General features: G+C 56.8%; 21 protein-coding genes. 10 read left to right on the top strand and 11 right to left on the bottom strand.

The features are described 5' to 3' along the window. Positions 1-135: 135 nt before the first annotated feature. Positions 136-633, bottom strand: coding sequence for an Lrp/AsnC family transcriptional regulator (locus ACR0DT_RS08370; protein ID WP_480710267.1), 498 nt, complete (start codon positions 631-633; stop codon positions 136-138). A gap of 53 nt (positions 634-686) precedes the next feature. Here ACR0DT_RS08370 and ACR0DT_RS08365 point away from each other — a divergent pair, with 53 nt between their 5' ends. Then, positions 687-1,640: an EamA family transporter gene (locus ACR0DT_RS08365; RefSeq protein WP_480710266.1), complete on the top strand. Its 954-nt coding sequence runs from the start codon at positions 687-689 to the stop codon at positions 1,638-1,640. A 236-nt stretch (positions 1,641-1,876) separates the two neighbouring features. Here ACR0DT_RS08365 and ACR0DT_RS08360 read toward each other — a convergent pair whose 3' ends face one another. After that, positions 1,877-2,779: a LysR family transcriptional regulator gene (locus ACR0DT_RS08360; protein WP_480710265.1), complete on the bottom strand. Its 903-nt coding sequence runs from the start codon at positions 2,777-2,779 to the stop codon at positions 1,877-1,879. 153 nt (positions 2,780-2,932) lie between these two features. On the opposite strand from ACR0DT_RS08360, the gene ACR0DT_RS08355 reads away from it, so the two are divergent. Beyond that, on the top strand, positions 2,933-4,507 hold the full coding sequence (locus ACR0DT_RS08355; protein WP_480710264.1) for an arylsulfatase: 1,575 nt from the start codon (positions 2,933-2,935) through the stop codon (positions 4,505-4,507). Between the two features lie 467 nt (positions 4,508-4,974). Here the strand turns inward: ACR0DT_RS08355 and fsa are convergent, their stop codons facing one another. The 5 genes from fsa to ACR0DT_RS08330 form a co-directional block, all read right to left on the bottom strand. Next, positions 4,975-5,628, bottom strand: a complete 654-nt coding sequence (gene fsa, locus ACR0DT_RS08350; protein WP_480710263.1) for a fructose-6-phosphate aldolase — start codon at positions 5,626-5,628, stop codon at positions 4,975-4,977. Between the two features lie 93 nt (positions 5,629-5,721). Continuing rightward, positions 5,722-6,369, bottom strand: a complete 648-nt coding sequence (locus ACR0DT_RS08345) for a nucleoside/nucleotide kinase family protein (RefSeq protein WP_480710288.1) — start codon at positions 6,367-6,369, stop codon at positions 5,722-5,724. A 20-nt stretch (positions 6,370-6,389) separates the two neighbouring features. Beyond that, positions 6,390-7,172, bottom strand: a complete 783-nt coding sequence (locus ACR0DT_RS08340; protein WP_170546784.1) for an ATP-binding cassette domain-containing protein — start codon at positions 7,170-7,172, stop codon at positions 6,390-6,392. Further along, positions 7,172-8,242 (bottom strand): ABC transporter permease, encoded by a 1,071-nt coding sequence (locus ACR0DT_RS08335; protein WP_170744518.1) that lies wholly within the window; start codon positions 8,240-8,242, stop codon positions 7,172-7,174. The genes ACR0DT_RS08340 and ACR0DT_RS08335 overlap by 1 nt, the downstream gene beginning before the upstream one ends. A 116-nt stretch (positions 8,243-8,358) precedes the next feature. Further along, positions 8,359-9,378: a substrate-binding domain-containing protein gene (locus tag ACR0DT_RS08330; protein ID WP_480710262.1), complete on the bottom strand. Its 1,020-nt coding sequence runs from the start codon at positions 9,376-9,378 to the stop codon at positions 8,359-8,361. A 186-nt stretch (positions 9,379-9,564) separates the two neighbouring features. Between ACR0DT_RS08330 and ACR0DT_RS08325 the strand changes: the two genes are divergently transcribed. Next, positions 9,565-10,764 carry an ROK family transcriptional regulator gene (locus ACR0DT_RS08325; RefSeq protein ID WP_480710287.1) on the top strand — a complete coding sequence of 400 codons (1,200 nt, stop codon included), beginning with the start codon at positions 9,565-9,567 and terminating at the stop codon, positions 10,762-10,764. A gap of 341 nt (positions 10,765-11,105) precedes the next feature. Here the strand turns inward: ACR0DT_RS08325 and ACR0DT_RS08320 are convergent, their stop codons facing one another. Continuing rightward, positions 11,106-12,230, bottom strand: a complete 1,125-nt coding sequence (locus ACR0DT_RS08320) for a beta-ketoacyl-ACP synthase III (RefSeq protein ID WP_480710261.1) — start codon at positions 12,228-12,230, stop codon at positions 11,106-11,108. Between the two features lie 165 nt (positions 12,231-12,395). On the opposite strand from ACR0DT_RS08320, the gene ACR0DT_RS08315 reads away from it, so the two are divergent. Genes ACR0DT_RS08315 through ACR0DT_RS08305 form a run of 3 tightly spaced genes read left to right on the top strand, consistent with a single transcriptional unit; the run spans position 12,396 to position 16,949 of the window. After that, positions 12,396-12,863 (top strand): MarR family winged helix-turn-helix transcriptional regulator, encoded by a 468-nt coding sequence (locus ACR0DT_RS08315; RefSeq protein ID WP_480710260.1) that lies wholly within the window; start codon positions 12,396-12,398, stop codon positions 12,861-12,863. Further along, positions 12,860-13,897 (top strand): efflux RND transporter periplasmic adaptor subunit, encoded by a 1,038-nt coding sequence (locus ACR0DT_RS08310; RefSeq protein ID WP_480710259.1) that lies wholly within the window; start codon positions 12,860-12,862, stop codon positions 13,895-13,897. Before ACR0DT_RS08315 ends, ACR0DT_RS08310 begins: the two co-directional genes overlap by 4 nt. 10 nt (positions 13,898-13,907) lie before the next feature. Further along, on the top strand, positions 13,908-16,949 hold the full coding sequence (locus tag ACR0DT_RS08305; protein ID WP_480710258.1) for an efflux RND transporter permease subunit: 3,042 nt from the start codon (positions 13,908-13,910) through the stop codon (positions 16,947-16,949). An 18-nt stretch (positions 16,950-16,967) separates the two neighbouring features. Here ACR0DT_RS08305 and ACR0DT_RS08300 read toward each other — a convergent pair whose 3' ends face one another. Together ACR0DT_RS08300 and carB are read right to left on the bottom strand one after the other, a co-directional pair. Beyond that, positions 16,968-17,378 carry a VOC family protein gene (locus tag ACR0DT_RS08300; protein WP_480710257.1) on the bottom strand — a complete coding sequence of 137 codons (411 nt, stop codon included), beginning with the start codon at positions 17,376-17,378 and terminating at the stop codon, positions 16,968-16,970. 262 nt (positions 17,379-17,640) lie between these two features. Continuing rightward, entirely contained in the window at positions 17,641-20,985 is a 3,345-nt protein-coding gene (carB, locus tag ACR0DT_RS08295; protein ID WP_480710256.1) for a carbamoyl-phosphate synthase large subunit, read from the bottom strand. 176 nt (positions 20,986-21,161) lie between these two features. On the opposite strand from carB, the gene ACR0DT_RS08290 reads away from it, so the two are divergent. The 4 genes from ACR0DT_RS08290 to aspS all read left to right on the top strand — a co-directional run bounded on the left by ACR0DT_RS08290 (position 21,162) and on the right by aspS (position 25,413). Beyond that, positions 21,162-22,289, top strand: a complete 1,128-nt coding sequence (locus ACR0DT_RS08290; protein ID WP_480710255.1) for an aminodeoxychorismate synthase component I — start codon at positions 21,162-21,164, stop codon at positions 22,287-22,289. Next, complete coding sequence (locus ACR0DT_RS08285) at positions 22,244-22,891, top strand: aminotransferase class IV family protein (protein WP_480710254.1); 648 nt, start codon at positions 22,244-22,246, stop codon at positions 22,889-22,891. The genes ACR0DT_RS08290 and ACR0DT_RS08285 overlap by 46 nt, the downstream gene beginning before the upstream one ends. Then, positions 22,888-23,559, top strand: a complete 672-nt coding sequence (locus ACR0DT_RS08280; RefSeq protein ID WP_480710253.1) for a CPBP family intramembrane glutamic endopeptidase — start codon at positions 22,888-22,890, stop codon at positions 23,557-23,559. Before ACR0DT_RS08285 ends, ACR0DT_RS08280 begins: the two co-directional genes overlap by 4 nt. A 78-nt stretch (positions 23,560-23,637) precedes the next feature. Further along, on the top strand, positions 23,638-25,413 hold the full coding sequence (aspS, locus tag ACR0DT_RS08275) for an aspartate--tRNA ligase (RefSeq protein ID WP_480710252.1): 1,776 nt from the start codon (positions 23,638-23,640) through the stop codon (positions 25,411-25,413). Between the two features lie 220 nt (positions 25,414-25,633). Here the strand turns inward: aspS and ACR0DT_RS08270 are convergent, their stop codons facing one another. Beyond that, the gene (locus ACR0DT_RS08270) at positions 25,634-26,350 is read right to left on the bottom strand and encodes a response regulator (protein ID WP_480710251.1); all 717 of its coding nucleotides are present in this window, start codon (positions 26,348-26,350) and stop codon (positions 25,634-25,636) included. Positions 26,351-26,421 lie beyond the last annotated feature (71 nt).

Genomic DNA, 26,421 nt, shown 5'->3' with positions numbered 1-26,421 from the left:
CACCAGCCCCCACATGAAGAAAAGGCGCGTCACCCCAAATCTCGACAGCCGTCAAACCAGCCAAAACATCGACTTCTTCAACAGTATCCGGGCAAAGCGACCATTGGGTCAACGTCCGCTTTCGCTTGCAAGACCCTAAAGTTCGACCAGCCGTTCTTTGACCGGTGACGACTGTACGATGGAAGAGTTGGTCGCGCCGAAGGGTACGATCCGGTCGATCACGGTCTCCATCTCGGCTACGTCGTGGACATGTGCCCGTGCGACGAAGCAATCCTCGCCGGACACACGATCACAAGCGACAATCTGCGGCGTATCCTGAATCGCTTCGATCATGTTCTTCATTTCACCTGGTAACGGACGCGCGCGGATAAGGATTGTCAGGCTATAGCCAAGTCGGGCCGGGTCAATACGAGCGCCATATCCGGTGATGATGCCCACGTCCTCAAGACGCCTCACACGGTCTGCAACACTTGGGGCGGATAGACCGACACGACGGGACAGCTCCGCGCGTGGGATGCGGGCATCTGCGCAGAGTTCCCGGAGAATCGCAGCATCAACGCTGTCGAGATCACTTTGTTCGGATCGAAGGTTTGAATTTGCTTCTCCCTTCTTTCGTGCGTTTAATTTCGCCATAGGCATATCTGATCTCCATACAAAAAGCCGCCATTACCTTGCATTATATTAGCATGTCAGATCAGATTCCCGTAAATCCCGACGTAGCCAATGCCACCAGAGCCATGTTGCGCATGTCCGAGGCCGTTCCCCCTCATGCTTGGTTCGGCGTCTCCGCCGTTTTCCATTATCTCGGCCCGGCCTTCGCGGTTCTACTCTTTCCGGTCGTTGGTGTGCTTGGCGTTGCCTGGTTCCGCATTGCTTCGGCGGCCCTGGTCTTCGCGCCCATCACGAAACCCTGGCGCACGTTTAGGAAATCGACGCCCCGTGCGCGCCTTCTCCTTCTCGGGCTTGGAGGTTGCCTCGCGGTGATGAACAGCTCTTTCTACTTGGCCCTCGACCGGCTACCGATTGCGCTCGTCGCAGCTATCGAATTCGTCGGTACCATCGTGATTGCCCTTTGGGGCCTCCGCACTGGGCGCAACTATCTGGCTTTCGCCTTCGCAATCATCGGCGTGGCCCTCCTGATCGACGTGCCGTCGCTACTGGCGGCGGATGGACCTGATCTCACATCTGATCTTCTTGGCTTGTTCTGGGCGGTGCTGAACGGATCGCTTTTCGTTCTCTACATCGTCCTCGGCCACAAGATTTCCGAAGGTGGCGCGTCGGGCGGTGTGGAGCGCCTTGGCGCTGCCATGACAGCGGCCTTCATCTTCGTGATGCCCATTGGCTTCCTGCAAGCCCTCGACGCTTTTGGTGCGCCCCTGCTAGTACTGGCCGGGATCGGCGTCGGCATCTGTTCCTCGGTCATCCCCTATGTTTGCGATCAGCTCGCGATGGCCCGCTTGCCACTCGCCAGCTTCGCGTTCCTTCTGGCTCTTCTGCCAGCGACCGCCACGATCATCGGCGCGACTGTCCTGCGTCAGGTTCCGAGCGCTGTGGATGTCCTGGGCGTGGCCCTCGTCATGATTGGCGTAGCTGTTCACAAATCCGCGCCGATGCAGTCTGCACCTGCCAACGGTTACTAAAACCGGCCATTCGCTGCAACCTGACGAACGAGCAGGTTGGGCTCGGTGCGGTCATTCAGGTAAATTCAGTGTATGTCTGCAGTGCGGACCTTTGCTGACGTTGGTCAATTGCATTAAAAAAGCTGTTCTCGGTACCTAAGCGGAACTTCGGCAATTCTACCGGGCCTAAGAAAACGACCTACGTTTGGGCCAGAAAACGCTTCAGTTACAGGTCTCCCTGTGCCTCCCGCCACCGATCACGCCCGATACTTGGCAAGTTCATTCCAAACCAATTCAACCGCGGCAGACGTGTTCTGCGACTTGCGCGCTGCGCAAATGTTCCAGGTAAGGGTCTGTTTCATCGACACGGGTTTTGCGGTCTTTGCACGGATCAGCTCTGCGAATGTGTCCGGCATCCCTCCAACGATAAATTCAGGCTCTGCCAGAAGTCCAGTCAGGAGGTTGTAGTCGTCGCATTCGATATGCGGCTGCGCATCGACCTTTTTGACCGCCTCGGCGCCGCCACCAAGCGCTTTTGTCAAAGCGGCTTTCCAATGTTTGTGGAGATGGGGTGACGCAAAGGGAAAATCGAAGATGCCTGCGATAGTTTGCGGGCCGAGCTGATGAATCTCATGATCTCGATGAGCAACGAACTGAATGGGTTGCTTCTCCATCACAATGATCTCGACATCTTCGGCTTCAGGTGTGTAGGTCAGATCACCGAGGAACACGTCGAATTCCCCATCCTGCAACAAATCTAGCGGGCGCGCGTAGGCACTCACCAGAATTCGGAAGCGCAGATCAGGCATTATTCTTCGGACGGCTCCCAAGACGGGCAGGATCAGGGTCCTCGTGGTGAGCGGCCCGCAACCGATCAGTAAAGTGCCCGGCCCGGTTTCTCGCAATCCGGAAACACGGGTCGCATAGCGGTCCAGGTCTTCACGCAACGCCTGGGCGATTGGCAAGAACTCCTGCCCCGCGCGTGTCAACGTGCTGCTGTTTCGGCTGCGATGGAACAAAACAAGTCCCGTGTGGTCCTCAGCCTGCCCGACATAGCGGGACAACGACGCGTTGGAGACACCCATCGCACGAGCGGCGTTTTGGAAACTGCCGGTTTCAGCCAATGCGAGAAAGGCGGTCAAAGCGTTTTCGTTCATCATACGGTCTGATTGTTTCAGGTTTTGTGTTTTAGTTTTCACAATATGAAATCATGGTAAAGCTCTGTTGCGACAAGAAACTCTCAATCGCTATCCCTGATGGACCCTTCGATATTCCCACCATCGATATCGTCTTCCACGTCCACAGAGGTAACAATGTTCATTCTTCGATCCATTGCGGTTTCCGCCACGCTGGCCACAGCTTCGGTCTGTGCCCTGCCGGTTTTGGCCGAAACCGACCAACCCAATATTCTTGTCATCATGGCCGATGACGTTGGTTGGGCCAGCCTTGGCAGCTATCATCAGGGTGTGAAGAGCATCAAAACCCCCAATCTTGATCAACTCGCTGCCGACGGTATGCGTTTGACGGATTACTATGCTCAGCCAAGCTGCACTGCTGGGCGATCCGCATTTATCACCGGACAATTACCGGTTCGAACCGGAATGCACACAGTCGGCCTGCCCGGAGATCCTGAAAAGGGTCTGAATGAAAATGACCCGACGCTGGCCAATATGCTAAAGTCTCTGGGCTATACTACTGGGCAGTTCGGCAAGAGCCATCTGGGCGATATGAACAAATTCCTGCCGACGGTGAAAGGGTTTGATGAATATTGGGGCTGGCTCTATCATCTGAACGCGATGGAATACACATCCGACCCGGACTGGCCAAAAGATCAGAAATTTAATGACACATTTGGCCCCCGGAACATCATTCACGCCTATGCCACGGATACAGTCGATGAAACTGTGGACCCACGCTGGGGTCTGGTTGGCAAGCAACGCATCATCGACGATGGCCCGGCCCGGCCCGAACGCCAAAAGACGCTGGACGACGAGGTGACAGCCCACACGCTGGACTTCATCAACCGCGCAGTCGACAGCGGCACGCCGTTCTTTGTCTGGATGGCACCGGCGCGCGCGCACGTCTGGACCCATCTGAGCCCCGAATACGAGGCCATTCTGGGCGACGGTCGCGGTTTGCAGGACGTCGTGATGAAAGAGCTGGACGACAACGTAGGCAAAGTCATGGCCCGGCTGGACGAACTGGGTGTCTCGGACAACACTATTGTTGTCTTTACGTCTGACAACGGTCCCGAAACCATGACCTGGCCGGACGGTGGAACAACGCCATTCCATGGCGAAAAGGGCACCACATGGGAAGGCGGTTTCCGCGTCCCGGCCATCGTTCGCTGGCCCGGAAAAGTCCCTGCCGGAACCGTGAGCAATGGAATTTTTGCTGGGCTTGACTGGATGCCCACCCTTGTTGCCGCCGCCGGAGGGCCTGACGATCTGACCGGATCATTGCTGGAGGGTTACGAGGGCTATCAGGTGCATTTGGATGGGTACAACCAACTGTCTTTCCTGACTGGTGAAGGCGAAAGTAACCGGGACGAGATCATCTACTACGAAGGACCGGACCTGCAAGCTGTACGCCACGGCGACTGGAAAGCACATTTCACGATCCAGACCGAAGGTTGGGCGGGGCCAAAAGAAGAATTGAACGCACCCCTGCTGTTCAACCTGCGCCGAGATCCCTACGAAAAAGCCGCCGAGGAGTCAGGTATGTATACTCGGTGGATGGGAAACAAGATGTGGGCGTTTGGTCCTGCTGCGAAAATTGTCCAAAACCACCTTTCTACGTTCAAGGACTATCCTCCACGGGGTTCGGACGTCACCAACCAAGGTCACGTTGAAGAACAAATCTCGACCGAAGGAGGGATGTCACAGTAGAAATCAATTCACGGGAGGCACCAATCCTTGCCTCCCGATCCTAAAAAGAACTCGCGGGAAACACCTGCTGACGAAGGTCCGCTTATGCACCAAGATTGTCATTTGGACCCAGCGCAGCATTGGTAAGTTTGAACTCCGAGTTGCCATTCTCTACAACCAACTCGATTGGCCGGTGGCAGCCCATAGCGGACGTTTGAGTCCGACGCTCGGGGCGGGAAGCAGACGTGTCGCTGCGACCGCGCCAAAGTCTCCAGTCACTTCAACAAAGCGGACGTTGGAGCGGTCTGCTGTTGCCGCAGTGTTCATGCCGCTATTGAAGAGGAGTTTTGGCAGTTTTCCACGAAACTCGGCCTGTTTGTCAAATCAAGGAGCGTCTCATTTAGTTTTAAGTCCCGAAACATGGCCTTGCTACTCAGCCGTTCAAGGTCTGGTTCAGGTCATCCCGTTTCAATCAAAATGAAAGCCCATTAAAGAATCGATTGCCCTGTAGACTTCCAATCAAAAAGAAACTGTTCAATGCCAGCGTTCGTGAGCGGATGCGTGACTAGTTTGCGGATGACGGACGGGGGTATCGTGGCAATGTCTGATCCGGCCAAAGCAGCCTCAGCTATGTGATTGGGGCTTCTGATGGATGCTGCAATGATTTCAGTTTCAATGCCATAATTGTTGAAGATGCTCCGGATATCTCTAATGAGGTCGACCCCATCTAGATTGATGTCGTCCAATCTGCCAATGAAAGGCGATATATAGGTCGCACCCGCTTTTGCCGCCAAGAGTGCCTGATTGGCTGAGAAACAGAGTGTGACGTTTGTGCTGATCCCTTCCTTTTTGAAATGAGCACAGGCCCTGAGGCCATCCAGTGTCAGCGGCAGTTTGACAACGACGTTGTCGGCGATTGCTGCAAGATGCTCTCCCTCTGCAATCATTCCCGCAGTATCCAGGGCTGCAACTTCTGCCGACACGGGTGTATCTGTCAGGGTGCAAATTTCGGCGATAACTTCTTTGAAATTGCGGTCGGACTTGGCAATCAGGCTTGGATTGGTGGTGATACCATCTACTAATCCAAAGCCTATAAGGTCTTTGATCTCGTCTACTTCTGCTGTGTCCACAAAGAACTTCATGAGGTTTCCTCATCGTGAATGGAGTGATTTTGGTTGCACCTGAACCCGCCTAGAGGTGCTGCTTTAACGGATGGGTGAATCCAATGCGCAAATTCAGAATGCGTAGCGCATCCCGAATTCGGTGTAATTCTGGTTCAGTGTAAGATCGGCTTTCCGGCTATCACGGATGACACGTTCAGCGTTTGGCAGATCGTTCGTTTTCGCGCGTTGCAACGCGGTTTTCGGATCAAATCCATGCTTGATCCAGCGGTGTTGCAACCGCTTTTCGAGTTCTTCCAAAGTTGGGCTGACAAAAATCGTTGCGGCATAGACATCCGCCAATGTTCTCCACGGGTCGCTATCCATCAGAAGGTAGTTCCCTTCAACAACAACAGTCCGAGTGTCCGGGTGAACCGCAATCGCGTTAGCAATGGCGAGATCCATTTGACGGTCAAATCTGGGGTGAAAAGATTCATGCTGCGCGGATTGCAACTTTTTTATTGCATTGCAAAACCCAACTGCATCGAAGGTTTCTGGCGCGCCTTTTCTCGCCAGCAATCCTCGCGCTTCAAGTACACGATTGTCTAAATGGTAGCCATCCATAGGCACTAACGTGGCTAACGGAACCACCGAGTTCTGTTGTGCGTTCAGCGATTGCACAACGGATTCTGCCAGGGTCGACTTTCCGGATGCAGGGGGGCCGGCGATTGCGACAATCGTCCGAACCCCAACCTGCCTCCGGGAGGAGATCAGGTCGCACACGCGCTTTGCATCCTGCTCGATCACGCGGCGTCTTCTTTTGGTGGTTCTTTGGCGCCGGTCATAAAGGCCACGGCGTCGGACATCGTGTAGTCCTTGGGATCAATCGTGCAGAGCCTTTTACCGAGCCGGTGCACATGAATTCGGTCAGCGACTTCGAAGACATGCGGCATGTTGTGGCTGATCAGAATGATCGGAATACCACGCGCCCGTACGTCCTGGATCAGCTCAAGCACCTTGCGGCTTTCCTTCACGCCCAAAGCAGCCGTCGGTTCGTCCATGATGATGAACTTGGTCGCAAAGGCGGCTGCGCGCGCAACGGCAACGCCTTGACGCTGGCCGCCAGACAGCGTCTCAATTGCCTGATTGATCGACTGCACCGTCATAAGGCCAAGCTCGGTCAGTTTTTCGCGGGCGAACTTCTCCATAGCTGGCCGGTCGAGCTGACGCATGTATTTGCCCATGAACCCCTTTTTGCGGATCTCGCGCCCCATGAACATGTTGTCCGCAATCGAAAGGGCAGGAGACATGGCAAGCTGCTGATAGACGATTTCGATACCCATATTGCGGGCGTCGATTGGAGAGGTAAAGTTTACCTTCTTCCCTTCGATCAGGATCTCGCCCTCATCCGGGATGGTGGCCCCGCAAATCGCCTTGACGATGGAAGATTTACCCGCACCGTTGTCCCCGATAACTGCAAGGATTTCTCCTTGCCGCAGTTCAAAGTCGGAATGGTCGATGGCGGTGACGTGGCCATAGCGCTTCACGATCCCGCGCCCTTGGACGACTGGAGTTGTGTCTGACATTAGCCCGATACCTTTCTGATCCACTGGTCGACTGCGACCGCCGCGATGATGAGAAGACCGATCAACAGGAAGGTCCACTGCGCGTCTGCGCCGAGCAGCCTTAGCCCAAGAGTAAACACGCCGACGATCAAAGCGCCGAATAGTGATCCCAGAATGGACCCCCGTCCACCGAACAGAGAGATACCTCCGATCACAACAGCAGTGATGCTTTCAATGTTGGCCAATTGGCCGGATGTCGGCGAGACCGATCCGATGCGCCCAATCAGAGCCCAGCCCGCGAAGGCACAAATCAAGCCAGACAACATATAGACGGACATGAGTGTTCGATGGACGTTGACACCTGACAGTTCGGCCGCCTCAGGATCGTCACCCACGGCATAGACATGCCTTCCCCAGGCCGTGTGTTTAAGTGCATAGGCCAACACAAATATCAGGGCGAGCATGAAAATGACGCCAACTGTAAAGGTCGCTCCACCTATGCTGAACTTGGTTCCGAAGAATTGAAGGAAGGGGGCGTTGGCTTCGATGTCCTGACTGCGAATAGTCTCGTTAGCAGAATACAGAAAGTTTGTCGCCAGAACGATCTGCCACATCCCTAGTGTGACAATGAAAGGAGGGAGTTTAACGCGGCTGACAAGCCAGCCGTTTAATGCTCCGATCAAGGTTCCAACTGTAAGTCCGCACATAACGGCAATTGGCACTGGAATGCCGTATCGGAAAGAGAACTGCCCCATGATAACAGAAGAAAATACCATGATTGCGCCGACGCTCAGATCAATGCCGGCGGTCAGAATGACCAGACTTTGCGCTGCGGCCACGATTCCGACGATCTGAACCTGCTGAAGAATCAAGGTCATGGCAAAGGGCGAAAAGAACTTTGACCCCAATAGCAGTCCGAATATCAATATCGCACCGACCAGAACGATAAGCGGCACAAAAGATGGATTGACGTGGAGAAGATGCTGCAACCTCCCCAGAACGCCACGCCGATGGTCCTCAAAAGCCGCAACAGTTTCTGTTCTGCTAGCAGCGGATTCAAATTCCTGGGCGCTTTGGTTTGCTTCGGACATATCTCCCCCTTTTCGCGGGCGGCGTAATGCCCACGAGATGAGTGTACAGGAAGTTTCGGTTTGCTGGTGAAAGGAGTGATGAGGCGCTCCCATGCGCCTCATTCATTAGGTCTATTTTAGCCCCAGCAGAGCTCCAAGCCTTCGGCGACAGAAATCGATTCCACGCCATCAACAGGTTGGTCCGTGATGAGCGCGACTCCGGTATCGTAGAAGTCTTTTCCGGGCGTGTTTTCGGGCTTTACGCCTTCCTCAGCCCACTTTTTAACAGCCTCGACCCCAAGCGAAGCCATCAAAAGCGGATACTGCTGGCTTGTAGCTCCAATAACTCCGGCCTGCACATTCTGTACACCGGGGCAGCCACCGTCGACCGAAACGATCAGCACATCGTTTTCACGCCCAATGGATTTCAGAGCCTCATAGGCACCTGCCGCTGCCGGTTCATTGATCGTGTGAACAACGTTGATCGTCGAGTCCTTGGCCAGAAGGTTCTCCATGGCGCGGCGCCCACCTTCTTCGTTGCCGTCGGTCACGTCACTGCCGACCAATCGAGCATCAGATTCATCGCCGATGACATTGGGGTCTGCCAGGTCCACACCGAAGCCGTCGAGGAAGCCCTGATTGCGAAGAACGTCCACGGTTGGCTGACTGACGTTCAGATCAAGCGTCGCAATTTTGGCGTCAGCCACTGCGTCACCCATCTTTGCCTTCGCCCATTGTCCGATCAACAGGCCAGCTTTGTAGTTGTCTGTCGCAAAGGTTGCGTCAGCGGAATCAATCGGGCTTAACGGCGTGTCCAGAGCAATAACCAGGAGGCCAGCGTCACGCGCCTGCTGAACAGCGGGGACAATCGAGCTTGTGTCCGAGGCCGTCAGAAGAATTCCCTTTGCGCCGTCGAGAATACAAGTTTCAATGGCCTGAACTTGAGTTTCATGGTCGCCGTCGATTTTACCGGCAAAGGCCTTCAAGGTCATGCCAAGCTCTTCGGCCTTGGCCGTTGCGCCTTCCTTCATCTTTACAAAGAATGGATTGGTATCTGTCTTCGTAATCAGACAAACGGTTTCTCCGGCTGCGTGAGCAGATGTAGCAGCCACCGTAAGCGCGGTAGCAGATGCGGCAATCTTGAATAGATTTTTCATGTAGTCCTCCCAGAAAATTGTTGATGCCCCGCATGGCAGGCCAACGAGACTCGCCCTCATCCTCCAATGAAGGTCTATTTCAAGAAACTGTGATTCTAGCCTTTCTGTCAATAAATAAATAAAGTTTATTTATTAATTTACCGGAGTGCCTTTTCATAAGAAAACAAGGTGTTTATGTTCAGTCTTATGGAGAGAGAAGCGCTCAACACACTGACCGGTGGGGTAAGTCAAAGCGGGGTTCGCGATCACAACGAGCGTCTGATTTTGACAGTTTTACAACGGCATGGGCCCGCCGCAGGCGCCGACGTCGCGCGATTAACAGGCCTGTCTCCTCAGACTGTATCAATCATTCTGCGCAAGCTTGAAAAGGACGCGATTCTCAAGCGTGGTACTCCACTGCGCGGGAAGGTTGGAAAGCCCTCAACCCCTATGGAATTAAACCCGGAAGGCATCTTGTCGGTTGGGATGAAGATCGGGCGGCGTAGCGCCGATCTGCTCTTGATCGACTTTACTGGCACGCCGCGCCGCCAACTTTCCACAACTTATGACTATCCGCTACCAGAGGTCATTTTCGGTTTTTTGGAGTCTGGTTTGGAAACGCTTCTGTCCCACGAGCCTCAGAGGCTTCGTGATCGTGTTTGTGGGATCGGGATCGGGACCCCATTTGAACTTTGGAAATGGCACGATCTGTCTGGGCTTGCTGCAAAAAAATTTCGGTCTTGGAGAAACGTGAATTTCTTTTCCGAGGTCGCCAAGTTCAGCGATTTGCCGGTTTTTGTGGTCAACGACGCGACAGCCGCATGTCACGCAGAGCATCTCTATGGGCGTGGGGCAGAATACCGTGACTACTTCTACTTTTTTATTGGCTCAATGATCGGCGGCGGTGTTGCATTGAACGGCACCGTGTTCGAAGGCAACCAAGGCAATGCCGGTGCATTGGGCGCCATGCGCACGACCGGTCCTTTGGGTGAGAGCCAGCAACTGATCGACACGGCGTCGCTATTTTTACTTGAGGACCGATTGATCGAAGCGGGTGTCGACCCGGCGATTCTATGGAAGAAGCCGCAGAATTGGAGCAGCATTTCTCGCTATGTGGAACCGTGGATTGGCACCACGGCGCAAGAATTAGCTAAGGCCGCCCTTTCAATCTGTGCTGTCATCGACTTTGAGGCCATTTTCATCGATGGCGCGTTCCCGCCTGAGGTTCGGGAAGAACTGGTGTCTAGGGTTCGCCGTTACTTAGTCAACCAAGACAAACGAGGCTTGATTCCTCCGGTCGTTGAGGCCGCTGCGGTTGGGGAAAACGCTCGCGGCATTGGGGCGGCTAGCAGCCCAATTTTCCGCCAGTTTCTATTGAATACCAATGCTGGGCTTTCTGGAATGTAGCCGAAGTTCATCGCATTCAAATTTTCAAAGCAGGAAGTATCCGCTGGTCATGCTTTAGGTGGCGGCCTTTGAACGCCGCATTAGCACGCGCGAGCTCAGCTTGGATTGGATCGCATGCCAGCCGCGAACGACCGCTTTGAAATACTATGTCGCAAGCTTATCATCTGCCGTCGAAAGTGGGTAATCGGCCGATTGCACATATTACACCGCCGTGGCCAACGTGATTTTGCAACGTCCGCTTCTTGCGCATCGCCGACATTGGTGCGCTAAGCAGCATCGGTTGATTTGGGCTCAAAGCGGCCAATCGAACATTCTCTTACGTGATATCTGCGAACAGGCCACTACTCGTGCCGCTTCACAATCACGGACCCCACCGAATACCCCGCACCGAACGAACAGATCAGCCCGATTTCTCCATCCGTCAGGTCATCCGAATACTTGGAAAACGCGATGATCGACCCGGCTGAGGACGTGTTGGCATAGTCCTGTAGAATATTGGGCTGCTCTCCCGCTTCGGGCTCGCGACCCAGCACTTTCTTACCGATGAAGTCGTTCATCGTCTTGTTGGCCTGATGCAGCCACAGGCGTTTCAGGTCTCCACTCGTTACGTTCTCGGCCTCCATGTGATCCGAAATGTGTTTGCTGACCATCGGCAGTACTTCCTTGAAAACTTTGCGGCCGTTCTGCATGAATTGCATGTCCCGCCGGTCGACAACCCCATCGGGCCGCGAGCGGCGCAGGAAGCCGTTATTGTTGCGGATGTTGTTCGAAAAAGACGTAGCGCAACGGGTCGAGAGGATTTCGAAATGCGGGCCCGTTGCGTCTTCAATCCGCTCGACCAACGTGGCCGTGGCCACATCGCCAAAGATAAAGTGGCAATCGCGGTCACGCCATTCCAGGTGGCCCGAGCAGATCTCGGGGTTGACCACCAGCGCTGACCGGACCGAGCCCGAGCGCACCATGTCTGCTGCCGCCTGAATGCCGAACGTGGCCGATGAACAGGCGACATTCATGTCGAAGCCAAAGCCGTCGATGCCCAAAGCCTGCTGAATCTCGATTGCAATCGCAGGATACGCGCGTTCATGGTTTGACGCGGCGCATATCACCAGATCAACATCCTCGGCACTGCGGCCCGCCTGAGCCAGCGCCTTTTTGCAGGCATCCACGGCCATCTCGGTCATAATGCCGGGTTCGTCATCGCCACGTTGGCGCAGCAGGGGGTGCATCACGTCCGGGTCCAGCACGCCGGATTTATCCATCACATAACGGTTCTCGATACCCGATGCCTTGAGGATGAACTCTTCGGACGAATGCTGCATTGGCTCGACCTCGCCCGCTGCAATCGCGTCGGCATTCCTGGCGTTCTGCGCGTCGGCATAGGCGTTGAAGGCGGCGACAAGTTCGGCGTTGGTGATGACGTTCTCGGGCGTGAAAACACCGGTGCCGGTGATTGCGGGCGTATACATGGCGGGTCCTGAATGTTTCGAATCCGCTTAAAATGCAGTCGCTGCGGGCTTTGATCAAGATAAGGTGACCCAAGGGAATGCAATCAAATCGGTTAAATTACTGCTTCACATCTTGAATGGTTCATAATCTGAAGTATATGACGCCGCGGACACACGGAGCCCCCAATGCCAGACAACATAAGCGACAGGCTAGGCCGCCTAAGCCCGGAAATTCAGTCTATCATGGGTGTGTATGCCCTGTATTGGAAACTGGAAGAGGCGTTCGATTGCATTGAAACGGAACTGAACCATCCGGAATGCCACATGTTGATCAAACTGGATCAACCCAAGCGTATGGGCGTTCTTGCAGCAGATATGCTGAGTGTCCCTTCGACCATAACCGCCACGGCGGACGGTTTGGAAAAAGCTGGCTACCTGACCCGCGAACGTGACCCCGAAGATCGCCGTGCCTGGCTGCTGGTTCTGACCGAGCAGGGTGAAGAAGCTAGGGACATGCTGGTGTCCGAAGCCGGAGACCTTTTTCATCGCGCGTCTGGATTGGATGCGAACGAAACCGTCGAATTCGCGCGATTGGCGCGCAAAATCCGAGACAACATCCTGAAAACAGGAATTCCCGAGGGATTGACGAAATGAAACTCCTCTCTTTTCTGAGTGCGACCCTGATCGCACTGACGACACCGGTTCTGGCGCAAGACACAGCCAAACCGGTCAAGCTGATGCAAGTGCGCGAAACCGCGCCGGGCTTTTCACGCCAGTTCTTTGGGCGCGTGGCGGCAAGGCAAACCGTCGACCTAGCATTTCAGGTCTCGGGGCAGATCGTTGAGATGCCTGTGTCCGAAGGCTTTGTGATCCCCAAGGGTGAGTTGATTGCGCAACTGGATCAGGCACCGTTCCAGCGCCGGTACGACCGCGCGGTTCTGCAAAAGGATCAGGCGGACCGGACTGTAGCCCGCCTGTCGCGCCTAAGGGGTACCACGGCCAGCCAAGTGGCCGTGGATGATGCCGAGACTGAGGCCCAATTGGCTGATATCGCAGTGCGGGACGCGGAATACGATCTGGAGCATGCCACTCTGACCGCGCCGTTCGACGCACTGGTGTCCAGCCGGGCGGTCGAAGCCTTTACCACAGTATCCGCTGGCGCGCCCATCGTGCGCATCCACGACATGTCCGAGTTGCGGATCGAGGTCGACGTGCCCGAGATCCTGTTTCAGCGCACAGGTCAGGAAGACAGCTACACAATCACTGCGAAGTTTCCGGTTAGTGACGAGGTGTTTCCGCTTCAGATTCGTGAATTTGATGCAGAAAGCTCGACCGTTGGGCAGACCTTTCGTATCCAGTTTGGCCTGACCCCGCCTGAGGGGCTGCAAATCCTGCCGGGCTCGTCCGTGACCGTGAATGTTCAGGTAGAGGATGGTCGGACCGGTATCGTCATTCCGGCTGCGGCCATTGTTGCAGGCGCTGATGGTGCGCTGGGCGTCATGGTGTTTTCGCCAGTTGGTGCCGATGAAGGCGCCGTCCGATACGTTCCAGTTACCATCGAACCCACTCAGACGGGCGAAGTTCGGGTGCTGACCGGCCTGTCTGATGGCGACGAAATCGTTGTTGCGGGTGGAAGTGCGCTGACCGATGGTCAGGCCGTGCGACGCTTTGCTGGTTTTGCGAACTGAGGGCAAACAGATGAACATCGCACGCGCCTCAATCGACCGGCCGATCTATACTTGGCTGATTATCCTGATTGCCCTGTTTGGGGGTATCTGGGGTTTCCTGTCACTGGGTCGTTTGGAAGACCCGGCCTTCACCATCAAGAATGCCGTTATTGCAACACAATACCCCGGTGCCACAGCGGAAGAAGTGGCGCTGGAGGTCTCGGAACCATTGGAATCTGCCATTCAGCAGATGGGCGAGGTTGATACGATCACCTCGGTCAACCAGCCTGGGTTTTCGCTGATCGAGGTCGAGATCAAATCGACCTATGACGGCACGGAGTTGCCTGAGATATGGACCAAGCTGCGCGCCAAGGTGCGCGATGCATCGCGTGCGTTGCCATCGGGTGTGAGCCAACCAATGGTGAATGACGGGTTCGGCGACGTGTTCGGCCTGTTTTATGCGGTCACTGCCGAAGGGTTTTCAGACGCCGAGAAACACGAGCTGTCCACCTTCCTGCGGCGCGAACTGCTGACCGTTCCCGGCGTTGCGGATGTCGAGGTGATGGGCCTGCCGGACGAGGCAATTTTCGTCGAGCCCGATCTGGCCATTTCCGTGAACCAGAACGTTCCCATCACGTCCATCAACGAGGCGATTGCCAACGCGGATTCGGTGAATGCGTCGGGCTCGGTCCGAACAGAGAATGACCGCACCACGATCCTGACCGCCGAAGGGTCGGACACGGTTTCAGCCATCGCCGGATTGTCGCTCGGGTCGCAAGGGCAGGTGATCAACTTGTTCGACATGGCGCACGTCTTCCGCGGCCGTCAGACCGACCCCGATGTCATGATCCGTTTCAATGGGACCGAAGCATTCACGTTGGGCATCGCGGGCCTGTCGACCGAGAATATCGTCGAAGTCGGTCAGCGTGCCGATGCTAAATTCGCAGAGCTGGATCCTCAGATTCCCTTTGGCGTCGAAATCCTGCCTATCTATCAGCAGCATGTGGTGGTCGAGCAGGCCTCGAACGATTTTCTGGTGAATCTGGCTATGTCGGTCAGCATCGTTGTGGCGGTGCTGGCTATTTTCATGGGCTGGCGCGCGGCGGTGGTCGTGGGCTCGACCCTGTTGCTGACCGTGGTGGGGACACTGCTGTTCATGTCGATCTTCTCAATCGAGATGGAGCGTATTTCATTGGGTGCCCTGATCATCGCGATGGGGATGCTGGTGGACAACGCCATCGTGGTGGCCGAGGGGATGCAGATCGCCATGCTGCGCGGTAAAAACTCCCGCGATGCGGCGGATGAGGCGGCGTCGAAAACGCAAATCCCGCTGCTGGGCGCGACGGTTATCGGCATTATGGCCTTTGCCGGAATCGGTCTCAGCCCGGACGCGACGGGTGAGTTCCTGTTCTCGCTGTTCGCGGTGATCGGTATCTCGTTGTTGCTCAGCTGGGTTCTGGCGCTGACGGTGACACCGATGCTGGGTCATTACTTTTTCAAGCAGGGCGAAGAGGGCGCGGTGGATGCCTATGGCGGCATCATGTTCCGCGTCTACGGAGCCATTTTGCGCTGGGCCTTGCGGATGCGTTGGTTGGTGATTGCCGCGCTGATTGGGGTGACCGTGGCCTGTTTCGCGGGCTTCGGGCTGGTGAAACAGCAATTCTTCCCCGACTCGAACACACCGCTGTTCTTTGTGCACTACAACCTGCCGCAGGGCACGCCCATCGCGCGCACGGCCGAAGATATGGCAGTTTTCGAAGACTGGCTGGCCGAGCGGGACGATGTTGTGTCTGTCACCACATTTGTCGGACAGGGCGCAACCCGGTTTCTGCTGACCTATTCAGCCGAAAAACCGAACCCAGGCTACGGGCACATGATCATCCGCACTGAGACACTAGATGACATTCCGGTGCTGCAGGCGGATCTGGAAGCATTTGGTCAGGCGCAATTCCCCGAAGGTAAGTTCCGCACCAAGCGGCTGATCTTCGGCCCGGGTGGCGGCGATCCGATTCAGGCGCGGTTTTCGGGCAGTGATCCGGCTGTATTGCGTCAATTGGCTGATGAGGCCGTGTTGAAAATGCGCGAAGCTACGCCGAATGCGCTGAACGTCTATCACGACTGGCGCGAGCAGGAGCTGGCAGTGCAGCCGATCTATGCAACCGAGCGCGCCCAGACCGCAGGTGTGTCCCGTGAAGATATTGCTGCGACTCTGCAGTTTTCGACGGACGGGATCACGGCTGGAGAATTCCGCGAACGGGACCGTCTAATCCCCATCATTCTGCGTCGGCCAGCTGACGGAGATTACTCGATCGTCGATCAGGTCGTGTTTTCGGAAGAGTCGGAAAAATTCGTTCCGATCGAGCAAATGGTCGATGGGTTCGAATACAAACCACTCAACACGTTGGTGCATCGTCGTGACCGAGTGCTCACGATTACGGTAGGGGCCGACATCCCACCCGATATGACGGCAGCACAAGTCCATTCCGAGGTGCGCGCAGCCATTGAAGACATGGACCTGCCGCCGGGCTATCGGATGGAATGGGGGGGCGAGTTCGAAAACGCGGGCGAGGCCAACGAAAGCCTCGGACGTCAGTTGCCTCTGAGCCTCCTGATCATGGTGCTGATCTCAGTGTTGATCTTTAACGCGATCCGCCAGCCGATCATCATCTGGCTACTGGTGCCGATGTCGGTGAACGGCGTCGTGATCGGGCTGCTGGGTACGGGTCTGCCATTTACCTTCACCGCGCTGCTGGGGCTGCTCAGCCTGTCGGGAATGCTGATCAAGAACGGGATCGTACTGGTGGAAGAAATTGACCTAGTTCGCGCTACCGGCAAACCCCTACGAGAGGCGATTGTCGAAGCCTCGGTCTCGCGTCTGCGCCCTGTGATGCTGGCAGCAATCACCACCATTTTAGGGATGGCACCATTGCTGACGGATGCGTTCTTCCGCTCGATGGCGGTGACGATCATGGGCGGTCTGGCCTTTGCCACGATCCTCACCATGGTCGCGGCTCCGGTCTTTTACATGGTGTTCTTTGCACGCGATGAAAAACGCGAGGCAGCACAGGCCTGATGGATGCGGGCGGCTGTTTCAGTCGCCCGCATCCTTTGCCGGATCGTATTGATGGTAAAAACAGGACAGCTTGTTGCCGTCCGGATCTCGCAGATAAGCGACATAAAAATCGGGCGCGTAATAATCCCGTGTTCCCGGCGCACCTTCGTCCGTGCCGCCATGCTTCAATCCTACCGCGTGAAATCGCCGGACCTGCGCCGCGCTACTTGCTGGGAACGCAATCATCGTTCCGTTGCCCGCGCTGGCGGGACCGTCATCAAATGGCGTGCAAACCCAAAACCCGGTTCCGGCGTCGGGATCGGTTCCCCAGCCTGCACGATCCTTGGACCATCCGGGAAGGCGCGGTTGATCCAGAACGGAAAAGACCGCGTTATAGAACCGAATGGCCTTTGCTAAGTCATTGGTTCCATATGTGGTGTACAGGTGCATGGCTTCCCTGGTCGGTTCAGGCCAGCATCATGCGGCGTGCAACGGCACAGGGAAAGTAAAACAGTGCCGAAAACCGTATCAGATCAACGGAATCAGCGGTACGTCACATGCGGCCAGAATCATTAGACCGATAAAAACTATAAACCTGCGCATTTCTTTTTCCTTCTGCTCGTTTGCAGAAAAGATGCGCGCCCGGTGACACGGGGTCAACGGGCGCGGAGTGTTTGGTTCAAAATGCGCGGATTTCGCCGCTTGTGGCCGGTTAGCCCTGCAGCGATTTCACCTCAACATCCCCTTCGGCTTGCGCCTTGATCGCCAGTGCTGCGGCGTGGCTGGCAGCAGCGGTGGTGAAGTAGGGGATTTTGTCATACAGCGCGATCGAGCGGATGGACTTGCTGTCCTCGACCGCCTGTGCACCTTCGGTGGTGTTCATCAGCAATTGTACCTGACCGTCTTTCAGCATGTCAGCCACGTCCGGGCGGCCCTCATAGACCTTGTTGACCACATCACAGGCTACGCCCTGTTCAGCCAGCCACGCCTGGGTGCCGCGTGTCGCCACAAGCGAGAAACCCTGCTCGGCCAGCACCTGCGCGGCTTCAAGCATTGCCGGTGTCTTGTCGGCATCCTTGATCGAAATAAACGCACGACCCGAGGACGGCAGGACCATACCGGCCCCCATCTGCGCCTTGAGGAAGGCGCGCGGGAAGTCGCGGTCCCAGCCCATAACCTCACCGGTCGAACGCATTTCAGGGCCCAGAATGGTGTCGACACCGGGGAAGCGGGCGAAGGGCAGAACCGCCTCTTTCACCGAGAACCACGGCATGTCCGGATCAGCGAGCGTCATCTGGTCAGCGATCTTGGTGTCCTGACCTTCCTGATAGGGCGGCCGCTGCGAGAAGCTCGCCAGCTTCTCACCGGCCATGACACGCGCGGCAATCGACGCGATGGCACTGTCGGTCGCCTTGGCGACAAAGGGTACGGTCCGCGAGGCGCGCGGGTTCACCTCGATCAGGTAGATCTCGTCGTCTTTGATGGCGAACTGTACGTTCATCAGGCCCACAACATTCAACGCTTTGGCCAGTTTGAACGCCTGATCTTTGATCTGAGCCAAGATTTCCTTCGACAGCGAATAAGGCGGCAGCGAACAGGCACTGTCACCCGAGTGCACGCCAGCCTCTTCGATGTGCTGCATGATACCAGCAACATGCACGTCAGTACCGTCGCACAGCGCGTCCACGTCCAGCTCGACCGCACCGGCCAGGTAGCTGTCCAGCAGAACCGGACTGTCGCCCGACACCACAACGGCCTCGTTGATATAGCGCTTCAGCTGCTCCATATCGCGCACGATTTCCATCGCGCGACCACCCAGAACATAGGAGGGGCGGATGACCAGCGGGAAGCCGATCTCATCAGCAATCTCCAGCGCCTGTTCATCGGTCGAGGCGATGCCGTTTTTGGGCTGTTTCAGGCCCAGATCATTGACCAGCGCTTGGAACCGTTCACGATCTTCAGCAAGGTCAATCGCGTCCGGTGTGGTGCCCAGGATCGGAATACCCTCAGCCTCAAGCGCGTTGGCCAGTTTCAGCGGAGTTTGACCGCCGAACTGAACGATCACACCGTGCAGCGTGCCGTTTTCCTGTTCCTTCGTCAGGATTTCCATCACGTGCTCAAAGGTCAGCGGTTCGAAATATAGCCGGTCCGAGGTGTCATAATCGGTCGAGACCGTCTCGGGGTTGCAGTTGACCATGATGGTTTCATAACCCGCTTCGGTCAGTGCAAAACAGGCGTGGCAGCAGCAATAGTCGAACTCGATACCCTGACCGATCCGGTTCGGACCACCGCCGAGGATGACAACCTTTTTGCGGTCAGAGGGGCGCGCCTCGCACTCGACCTCACCCATCATGGGCGCTTCGTAGGTTGAATACATATAAGGCGTCTGCGCCTCGAACTCGGCGGCGCAGGTGTCGATCCGTTTGAATACAGCGTTGACGCCCAGATTGCGGCGGGCACGGCGGACGTTGTCCTCATCCCGACCGGTCAGATTGCCCAGACGTGCGTCAGTGAAGCCCAGCATTTTCAGCTTGCGGATGCCCTCTTCGGTAACTGGCAAACCGTCTTTGCGGACCACACGTTCAGCCTCTATGATCTCGCGGATGCGGGCCAGGAACCAAGGATCGAACTTGGTGACGCCGAAGATTTCATCGTCGGTCAGACCGTGGCGCATGGCCTGAGCGATGGTGCGCAGACGGTCGGGGGTCTGCTGGCTGATTGCCTTGATGACAGCGGCTTTGTCATCGGCTTCTTCCCAGACGCCGACGTTCAGGCCGGGGATTTCGACCTCATCAAACCCGGTCAGACCCGATTCCATCGAAGCCAGAGCCTTTTGCATCGATTCGTGGATCGTGCGGCCGATGGACATTGCCTCACCAACCGACTTCATGGCGGTGGTCAGGTAAGGTTCGGAGCCCGGAAATTTCTCGAACGCGAATTTCGGGATCTTGGTGACAACATAGTCGATGGTCGGTTCGAACGACGCAGGCGTGACCTTAGTAATGTCGTTGTCCAGTTCGTCCAGCGTGTAACCCACGGCCAGCTTGGCCGCGATCTTGGCAATCGGGAAACCGGTTGCCTTGGACGCTAGCGCAGACGACCGCGACACGCGTGGGTTCATCTCGATCACGACCATGCGGCCATCAACCGGGTTGATCGCCCATTGCACGTTCGATCCGCCGGTTTCGACGCCGATTTCACGCAACACGGCAATCGAGTGATTGCGCATGATCTGGTATTCTTTGTCTGTAAGCGTCAGGGCCGGGGCAACTGTAATCGAGTCACCGGTATGCACGCCCATCGGGTCGACGTTTTCGATGGAGCAAACGATGATGGCGTTGTCGGCAGTGTCGCGCACTACCTCCATCTCGTACTCTTTCCAACCCAGCAGGCTTTCGTCGATTAGGATCTGGCCAACGGGCGAGGCATCCATACCCGAACGGCAAATATGAATATAATCCTCGCGGTTATATGCGACACCACCGCCGGTGCCGCCCAGAGTAAAGGCGGGGCGGATGATCGCGGGCAAGCCCACTGTTTCAAGAGTATTCAGGGCCAGTGCGACACCAGCATCGAGGTCCTTCTTGCCGGTGTCATCCTTGGGCGCGGTTACGATCTCGGCCTTGGGGTTTTCGATGCCCAGCCGGTCCATCGCCTCACGGAACAGGGCGCGATCCTCGGCCATTTCGATGGCGTCGCGCTTGGCGCCGATCATCTCGACGCCAAACTTGTCCAGAACGCCCATTTCTTCCAGCGCCAGCGAAGTGTTCAGGCCAGTCTGGCCGCCCATGGTGGGCAACAGTGCGTCAGGGCGTTCTTTCTCAATGATCTTGGCGACGACCTCGGGGGTGATCGGCTCGATATAAGTGGCATCGGCTAGCCCTGGGTCGGTCATGATCGTGGCTGGGTTTGAGTTCACCAGGATAACCCGGTACCCTTCTTCACGCAGCGCCTTGCAGGCCTGAGCGCCGGAATAGTCGAACTCGCAAGCCTGACCGATAACAATGGGCCCCGCCCCGATGATCATGATCGACTGGATGTCGGTTCTTCTGGGCATGGCCTGGTTCCTTTGATTGTCTGCGAGTCAGGACGCCCCCATGCGCCCAAATTGTCCTGCGTTATAGGGACCGCGCGAAAAGGTTCAAGGGGTATCGGAAACGGTGGCGAAATTGCCGCTTTCCCCTCTTTCCCTTGCCGCCGTATTCTCTATACCGCGCAGCACGACAAATGAGGATGCAATTGCGTATTCGTTTCGATCAGGGGCCAGCCGGGCCGGGAACCAGTTTCGACCGGCCAGCTAATATGATCCGCGCAGATAAGCCGGACGACGTGCCCCAGGCCCTGGCGGCGCTGGATGAAGCACGCGCCGATGGGGCGTGGCTTGCTGGCTATGCCAGTTACGAGCTGGGGTATGTGCTTGAGCCACGCCTGATCGACCTATTGCCCACGGATTGTCGTCTGCCTTTGATATGCTTTGGCGTCTATGAGTCCCCTGCGCAATGCGACCTTCCTTCGGCATCGGGCGGTGTCACCGGATTTGAACCCCGCTGGGATGAGGCGCGGTATACGCGCGCCTTTCAACAAGTTCATGACGCCATCGGGGCTGGGGATATCTATCAGGCCAACCTGACCTTTCCCATCGACCTGACCATTCAGGGCGACAGTGCCGCGTTGTATGCCGCGCTGGCATCCGGGCAACCAGTGGGCCACGGCGCGCTGGTGCAGCAGGACGGTCTGCCTGATCTGCTCAGCCGCTCGCCTGAACTATTCTTTCGTACCGATACGGAACGCGGGATCGAAACCCGCCCGATGAAAGGCACGCAGCCCCGCAGCGACGATATGGCCGAGGACGCCCGCCGCCGGGCCTTCTTGTCGATTGACGAAAAGAACCGGGCCGAGAACCTGATGATCGTCGATCTTCTGCGCAACGATATCAGCCGGGTTGCGTTGCCAGGGTCGGTCAAAGTGCCCGAGCTGTTCAAGGTCGAAACATATGCCACTGTGCATCAGATGGTCTCGCTGGTGCAGGCGCAGCTGCATCTGGGGGCCGAACTGTCCGATATCCTGACGGCGTTGTTCCCCTGCGGCTCGATCACCGGTGCGCCCAAGATTCGCGCGATGGAGATTTTGGCCGATTTGGAGCCCTGGCCTCGCGACATCTATTGCGGCGCCATAGGCTGGGCGGCCCCGGACGGCCGGTCGGAATTCAACGTAGCGATCCGCACGCTGATGGTCGAGGGTGACAAGGCCACACTGAACGTAGGCGGCGGCCTAGTCTGGGACAGCACGGCCCCATCGGAATATGAGGAAGCGCTATGGAAAGCCCGCTTTGCCCACCAGCTGATCCTGACTTCCGCATAATCGAAACGCTGGCTTTTCGGCCAGAGCAAGGGTTCGTGCGGCGTGACCGTCACCTTGCCCGTATAGCCCGATCAGCTGGAGCGTTTGGGATTCCCTTAGGAGCAGACCGAGCTGTTGAGTTGCTGAACAATGTTGGTGGCTCATCGCCGCTGCGCTGCCGGCTGACGCTGGCCGCAGACGGTCAGCTTGATGTAACGACCGGAGCGCTGGCCGATAATCCGTCGCTCTGGCGGATCGCCATTGCTCAGACGCGCCTGACAGCATCAGATATCTGGTTGCAACACAAGACGACGCAGCGTGCCCTATATGACGCCGCTCGGGCAGCCTTGCCCCGAGGGATCGACGAGGTCCTGTTTCTGAACGAGCGCGACGAGCTGTGCGAAGGCACCATTACCAACCTGTTTCTGCACATGCCGGATGGCAGTCGTCTGACGCCCACCTTATCCAGTGGCGTTCTGCCCGGAATCTTGCGTGAAGAATTGCTGGCCAATAAAGAAGTTACCGAAGCAACCCTAACCTTGACCGACCTGCAAAACGCAACAAAAATCTATATGGGAAATTCGTTGCGTGGTCTGATCCGGGCGGAGTTGGCAATACAGTGAGCAAACAAACCGATTGGGCGGACAGCGGGGTACCGCATTTGCGGTTACGGCTGGAATTCGGGCTGTTCTTCATCGCCGTGCCGGTGCTGATTGCGGTGTTGTTCCCACCTGACTGGATGTTCCCCTCGTTATTCACCTTTACGGCCATCGGCATTGTGTTGCTGCATTTCACACCCGGGTTTGCATGGGCTGAACTGCGGTACAATTGGAGCAACTGGTCCTGGCGTGAGGCCATCGCGTTCGCCCTTGCCATGACCGCCTTATGCGCCGCTCTGGTCTTGGCCACACGGCCCGAGGCGGCGTTTTTCTTGCTACTGTACAGACCTGAGTTTTTGGTCGTGATCTGGCTTGGGTACCCGCTCCTGTCAGCTCTACCTCAAGAACTGCTGTTCCGGTCTTTGTTCTTTCGCCGGTATCACGCGATCCTGCCAAACGGGCGGGCGGCCTATCTGCTGAACGCAGCACTGTTTTCGCTGGCGCACCTGATGTATTGGAGCTGGGTCGTCGCGGTCATGACCTTTGGCGGAGGGCTGCTATTCACCTGGGCCTACCGCAAACGCGGATCGTTCTTCTACGCGGTCCTGCTGCACGCGATTGCGGGGAATATCATCTTCCCCGCCGGTCTGGGTATCTATTTCTACTCTGGCAACGTGCAAAGGCCGTTTTGACGGCGCGACCTGCCTTGACTTTCCGGGCCTGACGGGGTGTATCGGCGCGACGAATTCTGCGCCCGAAGGGATATTTTCATGCACGCCTATCGCAGCCACACCTGCGCCGCTCTGACCGCCGCCAATGTCGGTGAAACCGTCCGCCTGTCCGGTTGGGTGCATCGTGTCCGAGATCACGGTGGCGTGCTGTTCATCGACCTGCGCGACCATTTCGGCGTGACGCAGGTTCTGTGCGACGGAGACAGCGCTGCCTTTGCCGAGTTGGAAAAGGTGCGCTCCGAATGGTGTATCCGCATCGACGGTACCGTCAAGGCGCGCGATCCCGAGCTGGTGAACCCGAAACTACCCACCGGCGAGATCGAAGTTTACGTGCGCGAATTGGAAGTGCTGGGTGCGGCGGACGAACTGCCGTTGATGGTATTCGGCGATCAGGAATACCCAGAGGAAACCCGCCTGCGCTATCGTTATCTGGACCTGCGTCGCGAGGCGATGCAGCAGAACATGACCCTGCGCTCGGATGTTGTCGCCTCGATGCGCAAACGTATGTGGGATCAGGGCTTCCGCGAGTATCAGACGCCGATCATCACCGCATCCTCACCCGAAGGCGCTCGTGACTTTTTGGTGCCGTCACGTCTGCATCCAGGCAAGTTCTACGCTCTGCCGCAGGCCCCGCAGCAGTTCAAACAGCTGATCATGGTGTCGGGATTCGACAAGTATTTCCAGATCGCGCCTTGTTTCCGCGACGAAGATCCGCGCGCCGACCGTTCGCCCACCGATTTCTACCAGCTCGACCTCGAGATGTCGTTTGTCGAGCAGCAGGACGTGTTTGACACGATCCAGCCCGTTCTGACCGGTGTGTTCGAAGAGTTCGGTGGTGGCCGCAAGGTTGATCAGGAGTGGCCACAGATCTCCTACAAGGACTCGGCCCTGTGGTACGGCACCGACAAGCCGGACCTGCGGAATCCTATTAAAATGCAAGTGGTCTCCGACCACTTCCGCGATAGTGGCTTCGCGATTTTCGCGAAGCTGCTCGAACAGGAAGGCACTGAAATCCGCGCCATCCCCGCGCCGACAGGCGGTAGCCGCAAGTTCTGCGACCGCATGAACGCTTTTGCGCAGAAAGAAGGTCTGCCTGGCATGGGCTATATCTTCTGGCGCGATCAGGGCGAAGGGATGGAGGCGGCAGGTCCGCTGGCTAAGAACATCGGCCCTGAACGCACCGAGGCGATCCGGCAGCAATTGGGTTTGGGTGTCGGCGACGCTGCGTTCTTCTTGGGCGGCAAGCCGAAGGCCTTTGAAAAGGTGGCCGGTAAGGCGCGCGATGTGATCGGTGAAGAGCTGAACCTGACTGAGAAAGACCGCTTTGCTTTTGCTTGGATCGTGGATTTCCCGATTTACGAACAGGACGAAGAAACCGGCGCGATCGACTTTGAACACAACCCGTTCTCGATGCCGCAAGGCGGTATGGAGGCATTGCAAGGCAATCCTCTGGACGTGCGTGGCTATCAGTATGACTTGGCTTGTAACGGTTACGAGCTGGTCTCGGGCGCGATCCGGAACCATAAGCCTGAGATCATGCTGAAGGCCTTTGAACTGGCAGGCTACGGCGAGGATGAGGTGAAAAGCCGCTTTGGTGCGTTGTTCAACGCTTTCCACTACGGCGCCCCACCGCACGGCGGTTGCGCCGCTGGTATCGACCGGATCGTCATGCTGCTTGCCGATGAGGCCAACATCCGCGAGGTCATGATGTTTCCGATGAACCAGCGCGCCGAGGACCTGATGATGGATGCTCCATCCGATCCGACTTCGGATCAGTTGATGGAACTGGGACTACGGATCATCCCGCAGGACTAATCAATCGCCCGCCGCAGCCCCTGCGGCGGGTTTTTCTTGTACGGCAGGCATCGAAATCGAGCGATTAACGTTCTGTGGTAGATTCTGAACCGCTCCAGCGTTGGATAACGGACAGGGCTGTGATCCGTGCGCGACCCGGATGTTTCGCGCAGTTGCGCGGGTCTGAAAATAGGCCCAGATGATTAGGATCGTGGACGTCAAGAAGTAAGCGGTCGCCATCTCAGATTGCCTCACGCTGTTCCAGCCGCGCCTGAACGATACCGGCGACCTGCGCGGCCAGCGCTGTGACCGGCGCTCCGCCTGCGCGCGATCTGGCCAGTTTTTGCGCGGCATCAGCCAGAATTGTATCCTCGGCATCACGGGCCACGCCAAGCAGAAACTGGGCGGCATAATCCAAGGTGCGGTGATCGTTTGGCCCGGCCAGCACATCCGCGATATGGGCCATGTCGTCCTGATAGGCCATCGGATCGGGGTGGATGACCTCATCGCGAATGGCGTGCAGGCTGTTAGGTCGGCGATCCTCGGGCAGATTTTCCAGAATGAACCGTTGGAAATGAGAAAGTGATTTCAGCGGTTTGGTCAGGAAACCATCGGCTCCGGCCCGCAGTGCTGTATCTTGGCTGTGTTCGTCGCCGGACATACCCAGAATGGCACCGATACGCGGCGTAGCGTCGGTCAATTCGGCAATAAGATCGGCACCTGAGCCATCTGGCAGGCCGATATCGACCAGAATGACCGAGGGGCGGTAAATCTGCAGGTGACGCCGGGCCGAAGCCAGGCAATCCGCCCGTCGTATGCGCGCACCGCTATGCAGGCACATCAGTCGGATCGCATCGCAAGCATAGCGGCTGTCTTCTACAACCAGAATTGTCTGACCCAGCAAAGGCCGCGTGGCGGTCGGCTGCGCGGGTGAGGCGAAGGGGCTCGAATCGTCCATGGCAGAACTCCTAATCAGCAGATGCCCTACGCTAGGAACTTCTGGCTAACACCGGGTTAACGGCAATTTGG

The organism is Ruegeria sp. BI11 (genome assembly GCF_056538005.1).
Note: the sequence above shows the minus strand (reverse complement) of the source record. Positions and strands in the feature narration are given on the sequence as shown.

Excerpts from the sequence above, each read along its gene's own strand:
- ACR0DT_RS08370 (WP_480710267.1), bottom strand. The coding sequence starts at position 633 with ATGGCGAAATTAAACGCACGAAAGAAGGGAGAAGCAAATTCAAACCTT.
- ACR0DT_RS08365 (WP_480710266.1), top strand. The coding sequence starts at position 687 with ATGTCAGATCAGATTCCCGTAAATCCCGACGTAGCCAATGCCACCAGA.
- ACR0DT_RS08360 (WP_480710265.1), bottom strand. The coding sequence starts at position 2,779 with ATGATGAACGAAAACGCTTTGACCGCCTTTCTCGCATTGGCTGAAACC.
- ACR0DT_RS08355 (WP_480710264.1), top strand. The coding sequence starts at position 2,933 with ATGTTCATTCTTCGATCCATTGCGGTTTCCGCCACGCTGGCCACAGCT.
- fsa (WP_480710263.1), bottom strand. The coding sequence starts at position 5,628 with ATGAAGTTCTTTGTGGACACAGCAGAAGTAGACGAGATCAAAGACCTT.
- ACR0DT_RS08340 (WP_170546784.1), bottom strand. The coding sequence starts at position 7,172 with ATGTCAGACACAACTCCAGTCGTCCAAGGGCGCGGGATCGTGAAGCGC.
- ACR0DT_RS08335 (WP_170744518.1), bottom strand. The coding sequence starts at position 8,242 with ATGTCCGAAGCAAACCAAAGCGCCCAGGAATTTGAATCCGCTGCTAGC.
- ACR0DT_RS08330 (WP_480710262.1), bottom strand. The coding sequence starts at position 9,378 with ATGAAAAATCTATTCAAGATTGCCGCATCTGCTACCGCGCTTACGGTG.
- ACR0DT_RS08325 (WP_480710287.1), top strand. The coding sequence starts at position 9,565 with ATGGAGAGAGAAGCGCTCAACACACTGACCGGTGGGGTAAGTCAAAGC.
- ACR0DT_RS08320 (WP_480710261.1), bottom strand. The coding sequence starts at position 12,230 with ATGTATACGCCCGCAATCACCGGCACCGGTGTTTTCACGCCCGAGAAC.
- ACR0DT_RS08315 (WP_480710260.1), top strand. The coding sequence starts at position 12,396 with ATGCCAGACAACATAAGCGACAGGCTAGGCCGCCTAAGCCCGGAAATT.
- ACR0DT_RS08310 (WP_480710259.1), top strand. The coding sequence starts at position 12,860 with ATGAAACTCCTCTCTTTTCTGAGTGCGACCCTGATCGCACTGACGACA.
- ACR0DT_RS08305 (WP_480710258.1), top strand. The coding sequence starts at position 13,908 with ATGAACATCGCACGCGCCTCAATCGACCGGCCGATCTATACTTGGCTG.
- ACR0DT_RS08300 (WP_480710257.1), bottom strand. The coding sequence starts at position 17,378 with ATGCACCTGTACACCACATATGGAACCAATGACTTAGCAAAGGCCATT.
- carB (WP_480710256.1), bottom strand. The coding sequence starts at position 20,985 with ATGCCCAGAAGAACCGACATCCAGTCGATCATGATCATCGGGGCGGGG.
- ACR0DT_RS08290 (WP_480710255.1), top strand. The coding sequence starts at position 21,162 with ATGCAATTGCGTATTCGTTTCGATCAGGGGCCAGCCGGGCCGGGAACC.
- ACR0DT_RS08285 (WP_480710254.1), top strand. The coding sequence starts at position 22,244 with ATGGAAAGCCCGCTTTGCCCACCAGCTGATCCTGACTTCCGCATAATC.
- aspS (WP_480710252.1), top strand. The coding sequence starts at position 23,638 with ATGCACGCCTATCGCAGCCACACCTGCGCCGCTCTGACCGCCGCCAAT.
- ACR0DT_RS08270 (WP_480710251.1), bottom strand. The coding sequence starts at position 26,350 with ATGGACGATTCGAGCCCCTTCGCCTCACCCGCGCAGCCGACCGCCACG.